The organism is Streptomyces sp. NPDC046197 (genome assembly GCF_040646295.1).
Taxonomy (GTDB): Bacteria; Actinomycetota; Actinomycetes; order Streptomycetales; family Streptomycetaceae; genus Streptomyces.
The window spans coordinates 266,160-282,604 of the sequence record NZ_JBEYZY010000002.1; the positions used below are offsets into that span (position 1 = coordinate 266,160).

Genomic DNA, 16,445 nt, shown 5'->3' on the forward strand with positions numbered 1-16,445 from the left:
CCCGGTGGGAATTTCCGATTTCGGGCAGGCGGAGGGCCATTTTGGCGGCTGACGGCCCGTAAGCTGCCGCTCATGTGCGGAATCGTGGGATACGTGGGATCGCAGTCGGCGCTCGATGTCGTGATGGCCGGACTGAAGCGGCTGGAGTACCGGGGCTACGACTCGGCGGGTGTCGCCGTGCTCGCGGACGGCGGGCTGGCCGCGGCGAGAAAGGCCGGGAAGCTGGTCAACCTGGAGAAGGAACTGGTCGAACGGCCGCTGCCGACCGGTTCGACCGGCATCGGGCACACCCGATGGGCCACGCACGGCGGCCCCACCGACCAGAACGCCCACCCCCATCTGGACAACGCGGGGCGGGTGGCCGTCGTCCACAACGGCATCATCGAGAACTTCGCCGTGCTGCGGGCCGAACTTCAGGAGCGCGGCCACGAGTTGTCCTCCGAGACGGACACCGAGGTCGTCGCGCACCTGCTCGCCGAGGAGTTCTCCTCGTACGCGAACCTGGCGGAGGCGATGCGGCTGGTGTGCCGGCGTCTGGAGGGCGCGTTCACGCTCGTCGCGGTGCATGCGGACGAACCCGACGTGGTCGTGGGCGCCCGGCGGAACTCCCCGCTGGTGGTCGGTGTCGGCGAGGGCGAGGCCTTTCTCGCCTCGGACGTCGCCGCGTTCATCGCCCACACCCGCTCGGCGATCGAGCTGGGCCAGGACCAGGTGGTGGAGCTGCGCCGCGACGGCGTGACGGTGACCGGCTTCGACGGCCGTCCGGCTCAGGTGCGCTCGTACCACGTCGACTGGGACGCCTCGGCCGCCGAGAAGGGCGGCTACGACTACTTCATGCTCAAGGAGATCGCCGAGCAGCCCAAGGCGGTCGCCGACACACTGCTGGGCCGCATCGACGCGGACGGCTCGCTGACCCTGGACGAGGTCCGCATCTCCGCCTCCGAACTGCGCGAGATGGACAAGGTCGTCATCGTCGCCTGCGGTACCGCCTTCCACTCCGGCCTGATCGCCAAGTACGCCATCGAGCACTGGACCCGCATCCCCTGCGAGGTCGAGCTGGCCAGCGAGTTCCGCTACCGGGACCCGATCCTCGACCAGCAGACCCTGGTGATCGCCATCTCCCAGTCCGGCGAGACCATGGACACCCTGATGGCGCTCCGGCACGCCCGCGAGCAGGGCTCCAAGGTCCTGGCCATCTGCAACACCAACGGCTCCACCATTCCGCGCGAGTCCGACGCGGTGCTGTACACGCACGCCGGTCCCGAGGTCGCGGTCGCCTCGACCAAGGCGTTCCTGACCCAGCTGGTGGCCTGCTACTTGGTGGCCCTTTACCTGGGCCAGGTCCGCGGCACCAAGTGGGGTGACGAGATCCAGGACGTCATCCGCGACCTGGCCCAGATCTCCGGCGAGGTCGAGCAGGTCCTGGAGACGATGGAGCCGGTACGGGCCCTGGCGCGGTCCCTGGCCGACAAGAACACGGTGCTGTTCCTGGGCCGGCACGTGGGCTACCCGGTCGCCCTGGAAGGCGCCCTCAAGCTCAAGGAACTCGCCTACATGCATGCCGAGGGCTTCGCGGCGGGCGAGTTGAAGCACGGTCCGATCGCCCTGATCGAGGAGGACCTCCCCGTGGTGGTCGTCGTGCCGTCGCCCCGCAGCCGGTCACTCCTCCACGACAAGATCGTCTCCAACATCCAGGAGATCCGTGCGAGGGGTGCCCGCACGATCGTGATCGCCGAGGAGGGCGACGAGGCGGTCGTGCCGTACGCCGACCACCTGATCCGGATCCCGGCGACCCCGACCCTGCTCCAGCCCCTGGTCGCGACCGTGCCCCTGCAGGTCTTCGCGTGCGAACTGGCCACCGCCCGGGGCAACGAGGTGGATCAGCCGCGGAACCTGGCCAAGTCGGTGACCGTGGAGTGAGTCCCCGGCGGGACGAAGTGGAGTGACTCTCCAGCGCGAAAAAGGGGCCCGCCGCCCTGCGGGTGCAACGGGCGGCGGGCTTTGGCCCGGGTCAGGCCTGCTCAGTCACAGGGGAACAGGTAGTCGGACTTGTAGTCGATGTACAGGCTGCTGGAGCTCTGTCCCATCTTCGCGGTCACCGGCGCGCAGGCGAACGCGGACACGCGCACCGGACCGGCGTACTCGCTGAACATGCCGGAGTTTGTGTCGCAGTGGGAACCGTCGACCTGGCACAGGCGCAGGTACATGTACTGCTTGGAGCCCTGGTTGTTGTCCAGGATCGCGCAACCCTTCCCGTTGTTCTCGTAGGAGAACAGGGTGGCCAGCCGCTGCCTGGGATCCGTACCGACGGGGAGCGGAATGGCCTTCTTGAAGGTGTAGCCGGCTCCGCACACGGTGGCGGCCGCGGTCACCGGGTTGGCGCGGACGGCCCGGATGGCCGCGGCGGACTTCTGGGAGGCGGAGCTTGCGGGCTGCTCCGCGGCCACGGCCTGCGGGGCCGTCACGGCGACGGCGGCGAGGACGGCGGCGGCCGCGGTGCCTGCGCGCAGCTTGGACGTGAACTTCAGCATGGGGAATGGACCTTCTGGTAGGGGCGGCCTGCTCAGTCGCAGTTGAAGAGGAGGCTGTTCTTGAAGTCGAGGTACAGGCTGCTGGAGCTCGGCCCCATCTTCACGATCACGGGCGCGCAGAGGGTGCCGCCCGTGACGTGCATCGGCCCGGCGTACTCGCTGAACATGCCGGAGTCCGTGTCGCAGTGGGTTCCGTCCGGCTTGCACAGGCTCAGGGACATGTACTGCTTGGAGCCCTGGTCGTTGGCGAGGATCGCGCAGCCCTTGTCGCCGTTCTCGTAGCCGTTGAGCGTCGCCACATGTGTGTGGTCCGGCTTGGTGAGGGCCCAGGACGAGACGAGGTGGTATCCGGTTCCGCACGTGGCGGCGCCAACAGCCGCCGCGTCGCCGTGCTCGGCCCGGACGGCCGTGCCGGACTGCTGCGAGGCGGAGCTCGTGGACTGCTCCGCGGCCACGGCCTGCGGAGCCGCCACGGCGACGGCGGCGAGGACGGCGGCGGCCGCGGTGCCTGCGCGCAGCTTGGACAGGGACTTCAGCATGGGGGCTCTTCCTGCTAGGTACGAAGCTGTCCTGAATCGACCAGGTGTTTGGGTCGCGTCGACCATAAGTGCCGAATGGGATCTTTGGTGAGCCTGTTTTCCCAGGGGTCCAGGCCGGTTGGCCGGAAATCGCCGTCGGCCGGAATATCGCCCCGGCGCCCGGGAAGGCCGGGGCGCCTGAGGCAGGGTCGGTTCGACCGCGTAAACGGAAGGCCGTACGCCCTCAAAAAGATGACCAAACGCACGACCCTCACCGAACTGGCCGGAGACCCGGGGGAGACGGGTCACGGTCACCGGGGCGGCGTTGTGGTCCCGGTGCGGGTCCGCGGCCGGGTCGGCGGGGAGCGCACGAGGCTGTACCGTCGACGTGCTCACGGCGGGGCGGTGAGGGAGCCGAATGGAGCCCTCGCCCGGAACGCGTGAACGTGGCAATTCCGCCGGAGGAGGCGGTATCGAATTCCGGCTGCTGGAATGCGGCGACGGAAACGCGTGAATGCAGTGGTGGGTTCGTTTCGGTGCCGGAAGGCGTCCTTGGTCTTCTCGTCTCGCCGCTGCCGCTGCCGTCGTCGCAGAGGTCAAACGCCGTAACCTGGCACCTCGTGGGCCGCGCGAGAGCGGGCCAAACGCAACGGATTCCCCTTCCTGCCTTGAAAAAACGCGAAGTCGGGGACGCTTGTTCGTTGGCCGACGGGGAACTCGGCCAAGCGGAGGTGGATAGACATGGTTCCCTTGCTTCTGGTTCTTCTGCTCGCTCTGATCCTTTTCGGTGCGGGCTTTGCACTGAAGGCGCTGTGGTGGATCGCGGTCGTCGTGCTGGTGGTGTGGCTGCTGGGCTTCGTCGTCCGCCCGGCGGGCGGGGCCGGTCGGCGCGGCCGCTGGTACCGCTGGTAGACACGCACCACCACGCCCGCAGAGAGGCCCCGGCGTCCGTCGGGGCCTCTCTGTGTCGCCGGTTTCGGTGACCGCACTCCGGCGACCGTAGGCTGCTCGGCATGAGCATCATCGGCGTCGGTATCGACGTGGCCGAGATCGACCGGTTCGCGGCTTCGCTGGAGCGGACGCCCGGGCTGGTACGACGACTCTTCCTGGAGAGCGAGTTGCTGCTGCCCAGCGGGGAGCGCCGGGGCATCGCGTCCCTCGCCGTCCGCTTCGCGGCCAAGGAGGCGGTCGCCAAGGCCCTCGGCGCCCCGGCCGGACTGCACTGGACGGACGCGGAGGTCTACGTCGAGGACAGCGGCCGGCCCCGGCTGCGGGTGAAGGGGACGGTCGCCGCCCGTGCGGCCGAACTCGGGGTCCGCTCCTGGCACGTGTCGCTGAGTCACGACGCGGGGGTGGCCTCGGCGGTGGTCGTGGCGGAAGGCTAGGGGGTGTCCGGCGGATCACGCCTCGATCGCGGGGCTCGGCACGCCTCCCCGAACGGTCCGGGTGCGTCCAGGGTGGGCTTCGGGGCAGACTCGACCCCATGCGTACCGCGTACAGCGTAGAGACGGTGAGGGCGGCGGAGCGGGAGCTCATGGCGAGGCTCCCGGACGGTGCCCTCATGCAACGTGCCGCCGCCGGACTCGCCGCCGCCTGCGCGGACTTGCTCGGGCGGGTCTACGGCCGCCGGGTCGTCCTCATCGTCGGCAGCGGCGACAACGGCGGCGACGCGCTGTACGCCGGCGCCCGGCTCGCCCGCCGCGGTGCCGGGGTCGCCGCCGTCCTGCTCTCGCCCGACCGCACCCACCCCGGTGGCCTCGCGGCACTGCGCCGCGCGGGCGGCACCGTCGCGCGTCCCGGCACCGCCGAGGAGCTGATCGACCGGGCCGACCTGGTCGTCGACGGCATCGTCGGCATCGGCGGCAAGGGGGGCCTGCGCCCCGACGCCGCGCTGCTGGCCGGGCGGGCCGCCGCCTCCCGGGCCGCCGTCGTCGCCGTGGACCTGCCGAGCGGCGTGGAGGCGGACACCGGTGAGGTGCGCGGCCCCGCCGTGCGCGCCGACCTGACCGTCACCTTCGGCACGCACAAACCGGCGCTGCTGATCGACCCGGCCCGCGAGTACGCCGGGACGGTCCGGCTCGTCGAGATCGGTCTCGTACTGCCCGCCGAACCCGAACTGGAGGCGTTGCAGCACGCCGACGTGGCCGAGTCGCTGCCGTTGCCCGCCGCCGAGAGCGACAAGTACCGGCGGGGCGTCGTCGGCATCGCGGCCGGTTCGGCGCGCTACCCCGGTGCCGCCGTGCTCGCGGTCTCCGGCGCGCTGCGGGGCGGGGCGGGCGCCGTACGGTACGTCGGCCCGGCCGGGCAGGCGGTGATCGCCCGTTTCCCCGAGACCCTCGTCTCGGACCGGGGACCGCACAAGGCGGGCCGCGTGCAGGCCTGGGTGGTGGGCCCCGGGGCCGGGGACGACGCCGCCGCCGTCGCCGAGGTCCTGGAGACGGATGTACCCGTGCTGCTCGACGCGGACGGCCTGCGCCTCGCCGACCGGGACGCCGTACGGGCCCGCACCGCCCCCACCCTGATGACCCCGCACGCCGGAGAAGCCGCCGCCCTGCTCGGCGTGGCCCGGGAGGAGGTCGAGGCCGCCCGCCTGCCCGCGGTCCGCGAACTCGCCGCCCGCTACGGGGCGACCGTCCTCCTCAAGGGCTCGACCACCCTGGTCGCCGACCCCGACGGCGGCCCCGTACGGGTCAACGCCACGGGCACGCCCTGGCTGGCCACGGCCGGCAGCGGCGACGTGCTCTCGGGCCTGGCCGGATCGCTCCTCGCGTCGGGCCTGTCCGCCCGGGACGCCGGCAGTGTGGCCGCCTACCTGCACGGCCTGGCCGGCCGCTTCGCGGCGAACGGAGCGCCGGCCGGTGCCCACGACGTGGCGGAGATGATCCCGGAGGCATGGCGGGACGTACGGGACTGAGGTGCCCCGGCGCCTAAGGGCCGTCCGGCCCCTCTGAGACACTGGGGGCGCGATGACTGAGACAGCACACCCGCGGACAGCCCCGCTGCGCGCCCACGCCGAGATCGATCTGGCCGCCCTGCGGGCCAACGTGCGTGCCCTGCGCGCCCAGGCGCCCGGCGCCGCCCTCATGGCCGTGGTCAAGTCCGACGCCTACGGTCACGGCGCCGTGCCGTGCGCCCGGGCCGCCGTCGCCGAGGGGGCGACCTGGCTCGGCACGGCCACGCCCGAGGAGGCGCTCGCCCTGCGCGCGGCCGGACTGTCGCCGTCGCAGGTCCGGATCCTGTGCTGGCTGTGGACCCCGGGCGGCCCCTGGCGGGAGGCGATCGAGGCGGACGTCGACGTGTCCGTGAGCGGGCTCTGGGCCCTGGAGGAGGTCCGCCGGGCCGCCCGGAGCGCGGGCCGTCCCGCGCGCGTGCAGCTCAAGGCCGACACCGGACTCGGGCGCAACGGCTGCCAGCCCGCGGACTGGCCCGGACTCGTCGCCGAGGCCCTGCGTGCCGAGGCCGAGGGAACCGTCCGCATCACCGGACTGTGGTCCCACTTCGCCTGCGCCGACGAGCCCGGCCACCCCTCCATCGCCGCCCAGCTCACCCGATTCCGCGACATGGTGGCGTACGCCGAGCAGCAGGGCGTCCAGCCCGAGGTGCGGCACATCGCCAACTCGCCCGCCACGCTCACCCTCCCCGAGAGCCACTTCGACCTCGTACGGCCCGGGATCGCCCTCTACGGCGTCTCGCCCAGCCCCGAGATCGGCACCCCGGCCGACTTCGGGCTGCGCCCGGTGATGACCCTGTCCGCCTCGCTGGCGCTGGTGAAGCACACTCCGGGCGGGCACGGCGTCAGTTACGGGCATCACTACGTCACCCCCGGCGAGACCACCCTCGGCCTCGTGCCGGTCGGCTACGCGGACGGCATTCCGCGGCACGCCTCGGGCGCCGGCCCGGTCCTGATCGGCGGTAAGTGGCGCACGGTCGCGGGACGGGTGGCCATGGACCAGTTCGTGGTCGACCTGGGCGGCGACGAGCCCGAAGTCGGCGCGCAGGCCGTGCTCTTCGGCCCCGGCGACCGCGGCGAACCCACCGCCGAGGACTGGGCCCAGGCCGCGGGCACCATCGCATACGAAATCGTCACGCGCATCGGAACGCGCGTTCCTCGCGTCTATGTGAACGAGGAACCGGACGGGCAGGACGGGTAACCCGCACAGGGACCCCCGCGGCACCGCGGCCCGGGCCGCTTTCGAGCAGCACGGCAGTACCAGCACCACCACCGGAGCAGCAGGTCCGGCGTGTCCCATCCAGCGAACAGCAGTACGGCGAAGAGGAGCGGTACGTGAGCGAGAGCAGTGCGGAGGCCGTCGCGAAAGCCGCCACGGCGGCCGTCGCCTCCGCCGCGGCGGCGTCCGGCGGCTGGCGCAGGGCCACCGGCATCGCGGGCGCCGCGATAGGCGTGGTCGCCGCGGGCGCGGCCGCCGGGGTCGCGATCGAGCGGATGACCGTCGGCCGCGGCATGCGCAGGAAGGCCCGCCTCGCCCTGGACTCGGCGGGCCCGTACGGGGCGCTGCGCGGCACCCCCGGCAAGGCGCACGCCGACGACGGCACCGAGCTGTACTACGAGGTCGACGACCTCGACCCCGACGCGGCGGCGAACCTCGGCCCCCGCCGCCGGCGGCTCTTCGGGCGCAAGGCCCCCGCGCCGGTCACCGTGGTCTTCAGCCACGGCTACTGCCTCAGCCAGGACTCCTGGCACTTCCAGCGCGCGGCGCTGCGCGGCGTGGTGCGGACCGTGCACTGGGACCAGCGCAGCCACGGCCGGTCCGGACGGGGCCTGTCCCAGACCCGGGACGGCGCGCCGATCACCATCGACCAGCTCGGCCGCGACCTGAAGGCCGTCATCGACACCGCCGCACCCGAGGGGCCGATCGTGCTGGTCGGGCACTCCATGGGCGGCATGACCGTCATGGCGCTGGCCGCGCAGTACCCCGAGCTGATCCGTGAGCGGGTCGTCGCCACCGCCTTCGTCGGTACGTCGTCCGGGCGGCTGGGCGAGGTCAACTTCGGGCTGCCGGTGGCCGGCGTCAACGCGGTGCGGCGGGTGCTGCCCGGCGTGCTGAAGGCGCTCGGACAGCGGGCCGAGCTGGTGGAGAAGGGACGGCGGGCCACCTCCGAGCTGTTCACCGGGATCATCAAGCGCTACTCGTTCGGCTCCAAGGACGTCGATCCGGCGGTCGCCCGGTTCGCCGAGCGGATGATCGAGAGCACGCCGATCGACGTGGTCGCCGAGTTCTACCCGGCCTTCACCGACCACGACAAGACCGAGGCGCTGACCCTCTTCGAAGGCATGCCGATACTGGTCCTCGCCGGGGTCAAGGACCTCGTCACGCCCAGTGAGCACAGCGAGGCCATCGCCGACCTGCTGCCGGACGCGGAGCTGGTGCTGGTGCCGGACGCCGGGCACCTGGTGATGCTGGAACACCCCGAGGTCGTCACCGACCGGCTCGCCGACCTGCTGACCCGCGCGGGCGCGGTCCCCGCAGGGGCTACCGTGGGTGGCTATGGAAGCACCAGCAGCACCGCACAGCCCGGCTGACCCCGTGTCCGTCGAGATCACCGTCACCTCTCCCGAGCAGATGCGGGAACTGGGACGCCGCCTCGCCAAGCTGCTGCGCGCGGGCGATCTCGTGATGCTCAGCGGGGAGCTCGGCGCGGGCAAGACGACGCTGACCCGCGGGCTGGGCGAGGGCCTCGGCGTGCGCGGCGCCGTCACCTCCCCGACCTTCGTGATCGCCCGGGTGCACCCCTCGCTCGGCGACGGTCCGCCCCTGGTCCACGTCGACGCCTACCGCCTGTCCGGCGGGCTCGACGAGATGGAGGACCTCGACCTCGACGTCTCGCTGCCGGACTCGCTGATCGTCGTGGAGTGGGGCGAGGGCAAGGTCGAGGAGCTGACCGACGAGCGGCTGCAGGTCCTGATCCACCGGGCCGTCGGCGACACCACCGACGAGGTGCGGCACGTGACGGTGACGGGGATCGGCGAGCGCTGGGCGGCCGTCGACCTCGGGATCCTCACCGCCTGAGCCCGCAAGCCCCCGGACGGTGGAAGCACACCGTGAGCGGCATCGCCCTATCGGATGACGACGGCGGTCCATCCCGGCCGTCAACGGATCCACTCGACCGTCAACGGATGACGACGACCTTCTGCCCGATCGTGGCGAACATCCACATCGCCTCCCCGTCCGCACGCGACTCGCGGATCCCGCCGGTCTTCACGGCCGGGTCGGGCGTCGGCGCGGCACCGTTCACCGCCGCGCTGAAGCCGATGACGACGCCGCCCACGCTGGTGAAGCGCACGACGTGCTCGATCGGCGTGCCGTCGGTGCCGGTGACGGCGTTCGAACGGGACATCACGGCGTAGGTGCCCGGAAGCGGGTCGACGCTGCCGGGGCTGACCTTGAAGGTGTTCTCGACCCGGTTGCCCGGGCCGACCAGCCAGACCCGGTCGTCGTCCACCGAGTACACGACCCGTTCGCCCGTCCCGGAGCCGTGGGGAAGGGCGGCCGGGTTCTTCTGGTCCCGGGGCGCCTTGGAGGCGACCGCGACGGGCGTCGCGCCCGGGCCGGGCCTGCCGCTCAGGTTCGCGGGCACGCTCGCCTGCGCACGGTAGGCGAGGAAGCCGACCGCGGCGATGGCCGCCGCGGTGAGCCCGGCCACGAATCCCGAGCTGCTCCTTGCCACCGTCGTCCACCTCTGCATCACGTCGTACGAGCTGCCCCGTCGCTGCCTCGTGGTGACGGTAGCAGCACGGGGGCGTACGACCGGGGCGGCCGTGCCGGGGCCGCAGGAGCCGTAGGCTGTTTGCGTGCTCTTGCTAGCTCTGGATACCGCCACCCCCGCCGTCACCGTCGCCCTGCACGACGGATCGGCCGTCATCGCCTCGTCGAGCCAGGTGGACGCCCGTCGGCACGGAGAGCTCCTGCTGCCGGCCGTCGACCGGGTGCTCGCCGAGGCAGGGCTGAAGCTGGACGCCGTCACGGGCATCGTCGTCGGCATCGGTCCCGGCCCCTACACCGGACTGCGGGTCGGCCTGATGACCGCCGACACCTTCGGGCTCGCCCTCGGCGTCCCGGTGTACGGCCTGTGCACGCTCGACGGCCTCGCCTACGCGGCCGACCTCCCCGGCCCCTTCGTCGTCGCCACCGACGCCCGCCGCAAGGAGGTCTACTGGGCGCGGTACGCCGACTCCCGCACCCGGGTCACCGATCCGGCCGTCGACCGCCCGGCCGACATCGCCGACCGGGTCAGGGGCCTGCCCGCGGTCGGCGCGGGCGCGCTGCTCTACCCCGACACCTTCCCCCAGACGCACGAGCCCGAGCACGTGTCGGCTGCCGCCCTGGCCTCCCTCGCCGCGAACAAGCTGGCCGCCGGCGAGGAACTCCCCGCGCCCCGGCCGCTGTACCTGCGCCGGCCGGACGCCCAGGTGCCCAAGAACTACAAGGTGGTCACCCCCAAGTGACAGGACCGACGACGACCGGATCCGCGACCGGCGACCCCGCGACTCCCGTGCTGCGCGAGATGCGATGGTGGGACATCGACCCCGTGCTGGAGCTGGAGAGGGACCTGTTTCCCGAGGACGCCTGGTCCCGCGGCATGTTCTGGTCCGAGCTCGCGCACTCCCGCGGCCCGGAGGCCACCCGGCGCTACGTCGTCGCCGAGGAGGGCGACCGGATCGTCGGCTACGCCGGTCTGGTCGCCTCCGGCGAGCAGGCCGACGTGCAGACCCTCTCCGTCGCCCGGGACCGCTGGGGCAGCGGGCTCGGCCCGCAGCTGCTGACCGAGCTGCTGCGGGCCGCGACCGCCTTCGAGTGCGCCGAGGTGATGCTCGAATGCCGGGTGGACAACGCGCGCGCACAGAAGCTCTACGAGCGCTTCGGCTTCCAGCCCATCGGCCTCCGACGCGGCTACTACCAGCCGGGCAACGTGGACGCCGTGGTGATGCGCCTGTCCATGGCCTCCGACAGCGGCTCCGCCGCGGATGACCCCTCCGTCAATGGCGTACAAGGAACCGAGACCCATGACTGACATGCGGGACGAGCCGCTCGTCCTCGGCATCGAGACCTCCTGCGACGAGACCGGCGTCGGCATCGTCCGCGGGACCACCCTGCTCGCCGACGCGGTCGCGTCCAGCGTCGACGAGCACGCCCGCTTCGGCGGAGTCGTACCCGAGGTCGCCTCGCGCGCCCACCTGGAGGCGATGGTCCCCACCATCGGCCGCGCGCTGAAGGCGGCGGGCGTCTCCGCCAAGGACCTGGACGGCATCGCGGTCACCGCCGGACCCGGCCTGGCCGGCGCCCTGCTGGTCGGCGTCTCGGCGGCGAAGGCGTACGCGTACGCCCTGGGCAAGCCGCTGTACGGCGTCAATCACCTCGCCTCGCACATCTGCGTGGACCAGCTGGAGCACGGGCCGCTGCCCGAGCCGACGATGGCGCTGCTGGTCAGCGGAGGCCACTCGTCCCTGCTGCTGTCGACGGACATCACCTCGGACGTACGGCCCATGGGCGCGACCATCGACGACGCGGCGGGCGAGGCCTTCGACAAGATCGCGCGCGTGCTGGACCTGGGCTTCCCGGGCGGCCCGGTCATCGACCGGTACGCGAGGGAGGGCGACCCGGAGGCGATCGCCTTCCCGCGTGGCCTGACCGGCCCGCGCGACCCCGTCTACGACTTCTCCTTCTCCGGCCTGAAGACGGCGGTCGCCCGCTGGATCGAGGCGAAGCGAGCGGCCGGGGAGGAGGTGCCGGTGCGTGACGTGGCGGCCTCCTTCCAGGAGGCGGTGGTGGACGTCCTGACCCGCAAAGCCGTACGGGCCTGCAAGGACGAGGGCGTCGACCACCTGATGATCGGCGGCGGTGTCGCGGCGAACTCCCGGCTGCGCGCCCTGGCTCAGGAACGCTGCGAAGCGGCCGGCATCCGCCTGCGCGTGCCCCGCCCCAAGCTGTGCACCGACAACGGCGCGATGGTGGCGGCCCTGGGCGCGGAGATGGTGTCCAGGGGCCGCGCGGCGTCGAGCTGGGACCTGTCGGCGGACTCCTCGCTTCCGGTGACGGAGCCGCACGTGCCCGGCGACGACCTCGGCCACGACCACGTGCACGAGGTCAGCAGGGAGAACCTGTACTCATGACGGTCGCGCTGATGTGGGAGGCGAGGGCGGTCCCGGGGCGGGGCGAGGACCTGCTGGCCTGGGTGAGGTCCCAGACACTGGCCGAGAGGCCCGTACGCCGGGAGACCTTCCGGGCTCCGCAGGACCGGGTCCTGGTTATCACCTGGTGGGACGCGGCCTACGACGCCGAGCTGCCCGAACTCCCCGAGCCGGACGGGGAGCTGGTGACCCGGGCGGTCCACCGGTGGCGGTTCGAGCCGGTGAGCGAGGAGCCGGAGCGCTGAGTGGTGGGCGACCCTCCGGGTGCGCTATGATCATCACACGCGAACGGCCGGAACACCGGTTCGTGAGCAGTGCGTTGGTGGTCCAAGGAAAGACGTCCCGCTTCCTGCGGGGAGATGCAGGTGCAAGGCCTGCCCGGCGCTCGACGACACCCCGCCCCCGGTCACCCGGGGGCGGGGTGTTTCGCGTCTGCCCGTGCCCGGCGAACGGTCCCGGAAAAAATCTCCGAAGAAATCCGGGGAGTGTGTCGATTGCGGTGTCTGCCGTTCGACGCACGGGGTGAGAGGCGGGAAGAGCCCCGCACTTCGCCCTTCGACCGAGGAGTCACCATGCCGCGTTACCTGTCGCTCGTGAAGATCGACGAGTCCACCGTGCCCGCCGAGGGCCCCAGCCCGGAGCTGATGCAGCGGATGGGGGAGCTGATCGAGGAGATCACCAAGGCGGGCGTCATGCTCGACACCGCCGGTCTGACGCCGTCCGCGCAGGGCGCCCGGGTGCACTGGGAAGGCGGAAAGATCTCCGTCACCGACGGGCCCTTCACCGAGTCCAAGGAGGTCGTCGGCGGTTACGCGCTCATGCAGTGCAAGGACATGGCAGAGGCGATCGAGTGGACGCAGCGGTTCCTGAAGACCCACGAGGAGCACTGGACGGTGACCTGCGAGGTGCGCGAGATCGCCGAGGGCTGAGTTCTCCTTGGCCGGGGGCCGGCGGAGGTGTTGCATGGTGGGTTGTGGAACCACAGCCCGCCGCCCCCGCCGCCCCCGCCGCCCCCGCCGAGACGAAAGGCGCCCTCGAGACCGTCTTCCGCCTGGAGTCCCCGCGTGTCGTGGCCGCCGTCGCCCGTATCGTGCGGGACGTCGGCATCGCCGAGGAGCTGACGCAGGACGCGCTGGTCGCGGCGCTGGAGCAGTGGCCCCGGGACGGCCTGCCGGACAATCCCGGGGCCTGGCTCATGGCCACCGCCCGGCACCGTGCCGTCGACCTGGTGCGCCGCCGGGAGACCTACGCCCGCAAACTCCGGGAGATCGGCCGCAGTCTGGAGACGGCGGCCCCGCCCGAAGAGCCCTGCGACCCGGACGACATCGACGACGACCTGCTGCGCCTGGTCTTCACCACCTGCCACCCCGTACTGTCCGCCGAGGCCCGCACCGCCCTCACGCTGCGCCTGCTGGGCGGCCTGACCACCGCCGAGATCGCCCGCGCCTTCCTGACGCCCGAGCCGACGGTCGCCCAGCGCATCGTGCGCGCCAAGCGGACGCTGGCGACCAGGAACGTCGCCTTCGAGGTGCCGTACGGACCCGACCGTGAGGCCCGGCTCGGCTCCGTGCTGGACGTCATCTACCTGATCTTCAACGAGGGCTACGCCGCCACGGCCGGCGACGACTGGCTGCGGCCGGGCCTGTGCGAGGACGCGCTGCGCCTGGCCCGCCTGCTGTCCGGTCTGATGCCCAAGGAGCCCGAGGTGCACGGCCTGACCGCCCTGCTGGAGTTCCAGGCGTCGCGCGCCGCCGCCCGCACCGGCCCGAACGGCGAACCGGTCCTGCTGGGGGACCAGAACCGCCGCCGCTGGAACCGCATGCTCATCGCCCGCGGCGTCAGCGCCCTCGGCCGGGCCGACGCGGCCTCCTCGCCCGGCGCCCCCGGTCCGTACGCGCTCCAGGCCGCGATCGCCGCGTGCCACGCGCACGCGTACACCTACGAGGAGACCGACTGGGCGACCATCGCGACCCTGTACGGCCTGCTCGCGGCGCGCGCTCCGTCGCCGGTCGTCGAGTTGAACCGCGCGGTCGCCGTGTCGATGGTCCAGGGCCCGTCCCCGGCCCTGACGATCGTCGACTCCCTCGCCGCCGAACCGGCCCTGCGCGACTACCACTTGCTCCCCAGCGTGCGCGGCGACCTGCTGTCCCGCCTCGGCCGCACGGCCGAGGCCCGCACGGAGTTCGAACGCGCGGCCTCCCTCGCCCGCAACGAGCGGGAGCGGGAACTGCTGCTGAGGCGCGCCGGGGAATGCGGTCGAGCCGACGGCGCATGATCACTCGTTCGGATGATCACAAGTGGTTATTGCATGTCAGTAACCGCGGCTTCCGTAGCGTCGCGGTGTCGCTTGTGCCGTAGTGGCGCCCTTGCCCTTGCTTGAAGGAGGAGCTGCCGCTGTGGCAGACAAGCCGGCTTCCGATCCGGTTTCCGATCTGGACGAGGTTCTGTGGCAGGCGTGGAAGGCCATGGACCTTCCCGAGGGCTACCGCGCCGAGATCATCGAGGGGACCATCGAGGTGTCACCCACCGGTCGCCGTCGCCACGGAGTGCTCGTGAACCGTCTTCGCCGGGCGTTGGACGCGCACTTGGCGTCAAGCGGCTACGCAACCCACCAAGGCGGCAACGTCATCCATCGCCAGAAGTCCTGGACCCCTGACCTCTTCGTCTCCCCCCTCGACCTCGACGAGATCCCCGACGAGGAAGGCCTCGGCGTCCACGCCGCCGGGGTGAAGATGGTCGTGGAGGTCACCTCGCCGGGACATCGGAACCTCCAGCGTGACCGCGCCCGCAAGCGCCGTGAGTACGCCCGGGCGGGGATCCCCGTGTACGTGATCGTCGACGACTTCGACGACGACGGAGCCGTGGTCGTCCTGACCTCCCCCGACCCCAGGAAGGCCAAGTACACCGACGAGCACCGCGTTCCGTACGGCACCGACGCGGTGATCCCGGAGGGACCGGCCAAGGGTTTCGCCATCGGCAAGGCGATCGTCGCGGCCTGAAGGGCCTTCAGCCCGCAGGGTGGCCGATCAGCATCGTCGGCGACCCCGCGACCCGGGTGAGGAACACCGTCGCCGTGTTCCGTCCCTGCGGTTTCGGAAGCACCTTGCGGCGCAGCTCCTCCGGCTCCACCGCGGAGCCGCGCTTCTTCACCGTCAGAGTGCCGACCTCGCGCTCGCGCAGCAGGGCCTTCAACTTCTTGACGTTGAACGGGAGCCGGTCGGTGATCTCGTAGGCCGAGGCATGGGGCGTCGGGCGCAGTTGGTCTGCCGTGACGTATGCGATGGTCGCGTCGAGGAGGCCGCCGTCGAGTTGTTCGGCGACCTCCGCGACCAGGTGGGCGCGGATGACGGCGCCGTCGGGTTCGTACAAGTAGCGGCCCACGGGGCGGACTTGGGGGTCGGGCAGCCCCCGGCCGCGCAGGGTGTGCGGTCCCGGCAGCAGGGTGGCCCGCACCAGCCCCGGCTCGGTGCCGAACCACAGCACCGCCTCCTTCACGTCCCCGCCGTCCGAGATCCACTCGGCCTCCGCCTCGGCGGGGACGGCCTCGTGCGGAATCCCCGGGGCGATCTTCAGCGCCGCGCGGGGTGCCGCGCGGGCGGTGTCCACCGCCCAGGACAGCGGGGGCGAGTAGGCCTCGGGGTCGAAGATCCTGCCCCGGCCGCCGCGCCGTGCCGGGTCCACGAAGACGGCGTCGTACCCGGACGTGTCCACCTCGGTCACGTCCGCCTCCCGCACCTCGATCAGGTCGCGGAGTCCGAGCACCTCCGCGTTCGCCCGCGCCGCGGCCACCGTGAGCGGGTCCCGGTCCACGGCGAGCACGCGGATCCCGGCGCGGGCGAGGGCGATCGCGTCACCGCCGATGCCGCAGCACAGGTCGGCGACGGAAGCCACGCCCAGTTCCGCGAACCGCTGCGCCCGGTGCGCCGCCACGCTCGTCCGCGTCGACTGCTCCACCCCGTTCGCCGTGAAGAACATCCGCTCCGCGTCCGCGGCCCCGAACTTCGCCGCCGCCCGCTGCCGCAGCCGTGCCTGCCCGAGTGCCGCCGACACCAGGTCGGCGGGGTGCTCGCGGCGCAGCCGGGTGGCGACGGCCAGTTCGTCGGCCGGGTCGGTGCCGCGCACCGCGTCGAGGAGGGCGCGGCCCTCCGGGGTGAGCAGCGAGGCGAAGGCCTGGAGGGCGGGGAGGTGGTCGTTCACCGGCTCATTGTGGGCCAGTCGGTGGATGGTGCGCCTCCGGCAGCGGTGTCT

18 protein-coding genes are annotated in these 16,445 nt (G+C 72.2%); 14 read left to right on the plus strand and 4 right to left on the minus strand.

Features of this window, described 5'->3' with window-relative positions; genetic code table 11:
- Window positions 1–72 precede the first annotated feature (72 nt).
- Window positions 73–1,920 carry a glutamine--fructose-6-phosphate transaminase (isomerizing) gene (gene glmS / locus AB0A61_RS03970; protein WP_361285604.1) on the plus strand — a complete coding sequence of 616 codons (1,848 nt, stop codon included), beginning with the start codon at window positions 73–75 and terminating at the stop codon, window positions 1,918–1,920.
- Window positions 1,921–2,021: 101 nt separating this feature from the next.
- Here glmS and AB0A61_RS03975 read toward each other — a convergent pair whose 3' ends face one another.
- A complete protein-coding gene (locus AB0A61_RS03975) occupies window positions 2,022–2,531 on the minus strand; it encodes a hypothetical protein (RefSeq protein ID WP_361285607.1) in 510 nt (169 codons plus the stop codon).
- Between the two features lie 32 nt (window positions 2,532–2,563).
- Window positions 2,564–3,070, minus strand: coding sequence for a hypothetical protein (locus tag AB0A61_RS03980; RefSeq protein ID WP_361285610.1), 507 nt, complete (start codon window positions 3,068–3,070; stop codon window positions 2,564–2,566).
- A gap of 720 nt (window positions 3,071–3,790) precedes the next feature.
- Here AB0A61_RS03980 and AB0A61_RS03985 point away from each other — a divergent pair.
- The 6 genes from AB0A61_RS03985 (at window position 3,791) to tsaE (ending at window position 9,078) form a co-directional block, all read left to right on the plus strand.
- Complete coding sequence (locus AB0A61_RS03985; RefSeq protein WP_361285613.1) at window positions 3,791–3,961, plus strand: hydrophobic protein; 171 nt, start codon at window positions 3,791–3,793, stop codon at window positions 3,959–3,961.
- A 101-nt stretch (window positions 3,962–4,062) separates the two neighbouring features.
- Window positions 4,063–4,434 carry a holo-ACP synthase gene (locus AB0A61_RS03990; protein WP_361285616.1) on the plus strand — a complete coding sequence of 124 codons (372 nt, stop codon included), beginning with the start codon at window positions 4,063–4,065 and terminating at the stop codon, window positions 4,432–4,434.
- Between the two features lie 98 nt (window positions 4,435–4,532).
- Complete coding sequence (locus AB0A61_RS03995) at window positions 4,533–5,963, plus strand: NAD(P)H-hydrate dehydratase (RefSeq protein ID WP_361285619.1); 1,431 nt, start codon at window positions 4,533–4,535, stop codon at window positions 5,961–5,963.
- Window positions 5,964–6,015: 52 nt separating this feature from the next.
- Window positions 6,016–7,200 carry an alanine racemase gene (gene alr, locus AB0A61_RS04000; RefSeq protein WP_361285621.1) on the plus strand — a complete coding sequence of 395 codons (1,185 nt, stop codon included), beginning with the start codon at window positions 6,016–6,018 and terminating at the stop codon, window positions 7,198–7,200.
- A 134-nt stretch (window positions 7,201–7,334) separates the two neighbouring features.
- The gene (locus AB0A61_RS04005; protein ID WP_361285624.1) at window positions 7,335–8,591 is read left to right on the plus strand and encodes an alpha/beta hydrolase; all 1,257 of its coding nucleotides are present in this window, start codon (window positions 7,335–7,337) and stop codon (window positions 8,589–8,591) included.
- Entirely contained in the window at window positions 8,557–9,078 is a 522-nt protein-coding gene (gene tsaE / locus AB0A61_RS04010) for a tRNA (adenosine(37)-N6)-threonylcarbamoyltransferase complex ATPase subunit type 1 TsaE (protein WP_361285627.1), read from the plus strand. Before AB0A61_RS04005 ends, tsaE begins: the two co-directional genes overlap by 35 nt.
- 100 nt (window positions 9,079–9,178) lie before the next feature.
- On the opposite strand, the gene AB0A61_RS04015 is transcribed toward tsaE, so the two are convergent.
- A complete protein-coding gene (locus AB0A61_RS04015) occupies window positions 9,179–9,736 on the minus strand; it encodes a hypothetical protein (protein ID WP_361285630.1) in 558 nt (185 codons plus the stop codon).
- Window positions 9,737–9,860: 124 nt separating this feature from the next.
- Between AB0A61_RS04015 and tsaB the strand changes: the two genes are divergently transcribed.
- The 7 genes from tsaB to AB0A61_RS04050 all read left to right on the plus strand — a co-directional run bounded on the left by tsaB (window position 9,861) and on the right by AB0A61_RS04050 (window position 15,196).
- Complete coding sequence (gene tsaB, locus AB0A61_RS04020) at window positions 9,861–10,514, plus strand: tRNA (adenosine(37)-N6)-threonylcarbamoyltransferase complex dimerization subunit type 1 TsaB (protein WP_361285633.1); 654 nt, start codon at window positions 9,861–9,863, stop codon at window positions 10,512–10,514.
- 59 nt (window positions 10,515–10,573) lie between these two features.
- The gene (rimI, locus tag AB0A61_RS04025) at window positions 10,574–11,080 is read left to right on the plus strand and encodes a ribosomal protein S18-alanine N-acetyltransferase (RefSeq protein WP_361286234.1); all 507 of its coding nucleotides are present in this window, start codon (window positions 10,574–10,576) and stop codon (window positions 11,078–11,080) included.
- Window positions 11,073–12,179 carry a tRNA (adenosine(37)-N6)-threonylcarbamoyltransferase complex transferase subunit TsaD gene (tsaD, locus tag AB0A61_RS04030; RefSeq protein ID WP_361285636.1) on the plus strand — a complete coding sequence of 369 codons (1,107 nt, stop codon included), beginning with the start codon at window positions 11,073–11,075 and terminating at the stop codon, window positions 12,177–12,179. The genes rimI and tsaD overlap by 8 nt, the downstream gene beginning before the upstream one ends.
- Window positions 12,176–12,442 carry a hypothetical protein gene (locus AB0A61_RS04035; RefSeq protein ID WP_361285638.1) on the plus strand — a complete coding sequence of 89 codons (267 nt, stop codon included), beginning with the start codon at window positions 12,176–12,178 and terminating at the stop codon, window positions 12,440–12,442. Before tsaD ends, AB0A61_RS04035 begins: the two co-directional genes overlap by 4 nt.
- Before the next feature lie 327 nt (window positions 12,443–12,769).
- Window positions 12,770–13,126, plus strand: coding sequence for a YciI family protein (locus tag AB0A61_RS04040; RefSeq protein ID WP_361285641.1), 357 nt, complete (start codon window positions 12,770–12,772; stop codon window positions 13,124–13,126).
- 44 nt (window positions 13,127–13,170) lie between these two features.
- On the plus strand, window positions 13,171–14,472 hold the full coding sequence (locus AB0A61_RS04045; RefSeq protein WP_361285644.1) for an RNA polymerase sigma factor: 1,302 nt from the start codon (window positions 13,171–13,173) through the stop codon (window positions 14,470–14,472).
- Window positions 14,473–14,593: 121 nt separating this feature from the next.
- On the plus strand, window positions 14,594–15,196 hold the full coding sequence (locus AB0A61_RS04050; RefSeq protein ID WP_361285647.1) for a Uma2 family endonuclease: 603 nt from the start codon (window positions 14,594–14,596) through the stop codon (window positions 15,194–15,196).
- Window positions 15,197–15,203: 7 nt separating this feature from the next.
- Here the strand turns inward: AB0A61_RS04050 and AB0A61_RS04055 are convergent, their stop codons facing one another.
- Window positions 15,204–16,394 carry a methyltransferase domain-containing protein gene (locus AB0A61_RS04055; protein WP_361285650.1) on the minus strand — a complete coding sequence of 397 codons (1,191 nt, stop codon included), beginning with the start codon at window positions 16,392–16,394 and terminating at the stop codon, window positions 15,204–15,206.
- Window positions 16,395–16,445: the final 51 nt, after the last annotated feature.

Bases quoted from the DNA above. Each gene is read 5' to 3' on its own strand.
- tsaE (WP_361285627.1), top strand. From the start codon at position 8,557: ATGGAAGCACCAGCAGCACCGCACAGCCCGGCTGACCCCGTGTCCGTC.
- AB0A61_RS03980 (WP_361285610.1), bottom strand. From the start codon at position 3,070: ATGCTGAAGTCCCTGTCCAAGCTGCGCGCAGGCACCGCGGCCGCCGCC.
- AB0A61_RS04040 (WP_361285641.1), top strand. From the start codon at position 12,770: ATGCCGCGTTACCTGTCGCTCGTGAAGATCGACGAGTCCACCGTGCCC.
- glmS (WP_361285604.1), top strand. From the start codon at position 73: ATGTGCGGAATCGTGGGATACGTGGGATCGCAGTCGGCGCTCGATGTC.
- AB0A61_RS03975 (WP_361285607.1), bottom strand. From the start codon at position 2,531: ATGCTGAAGTTCACGTCCAAGCTGCGCGCAGGCACCGCGGCCGCCGCC.
- tsaD (WP_361285636.1), top strand. From the start codon at position 11,073: ATGACTGACATGCGGGACGAGCCGCTCGTCCTCGGCATCGAGACCTCC.
- AB0A61_RS03990 (WP_361285616.1), top strand. From the start codon at position 4,063: ATGAGCATCATCGGCGTCGGTATCGACGTGGCCGAGATCGACCGGTTC.
- alr (WP_361285621.1), top strand. From the start codon at position 6,016: ATGACTGAGACAGCACACCCGCGGACAGCCCCGCTGCGCGCCCACGCC.
- rimI (WP_361286234.1), top strand. From the start codon at position 10,574: ATGCGATGGTGGGACATCGACCCCGTGCTGGAGCTGGAGAGGGACCTG.
- AB0A61_RS04035 (WP_361285638.1), top strand. From the start codon at position 12,176: ATGACGGTCGCGCTGATGTGGGAGGCGAGGGCGGTCCCGGGGCGGGGC.
- AB0A61_RS03995 (WP_361285619.1), top strand. From the start codon at position 4,533: ATGCGTACCGCGTACAGCGTAGAGACGGTGAGGGCGGCGGAGCGGGAG.
- AB0A61_RS03985 (WP_361285613.1), top strand. From the start codon at position 3,791: ATGGTTCCCTTGCTTCTGGTTCTTCTGCTCGCTCTGATCCTTTTCGGT.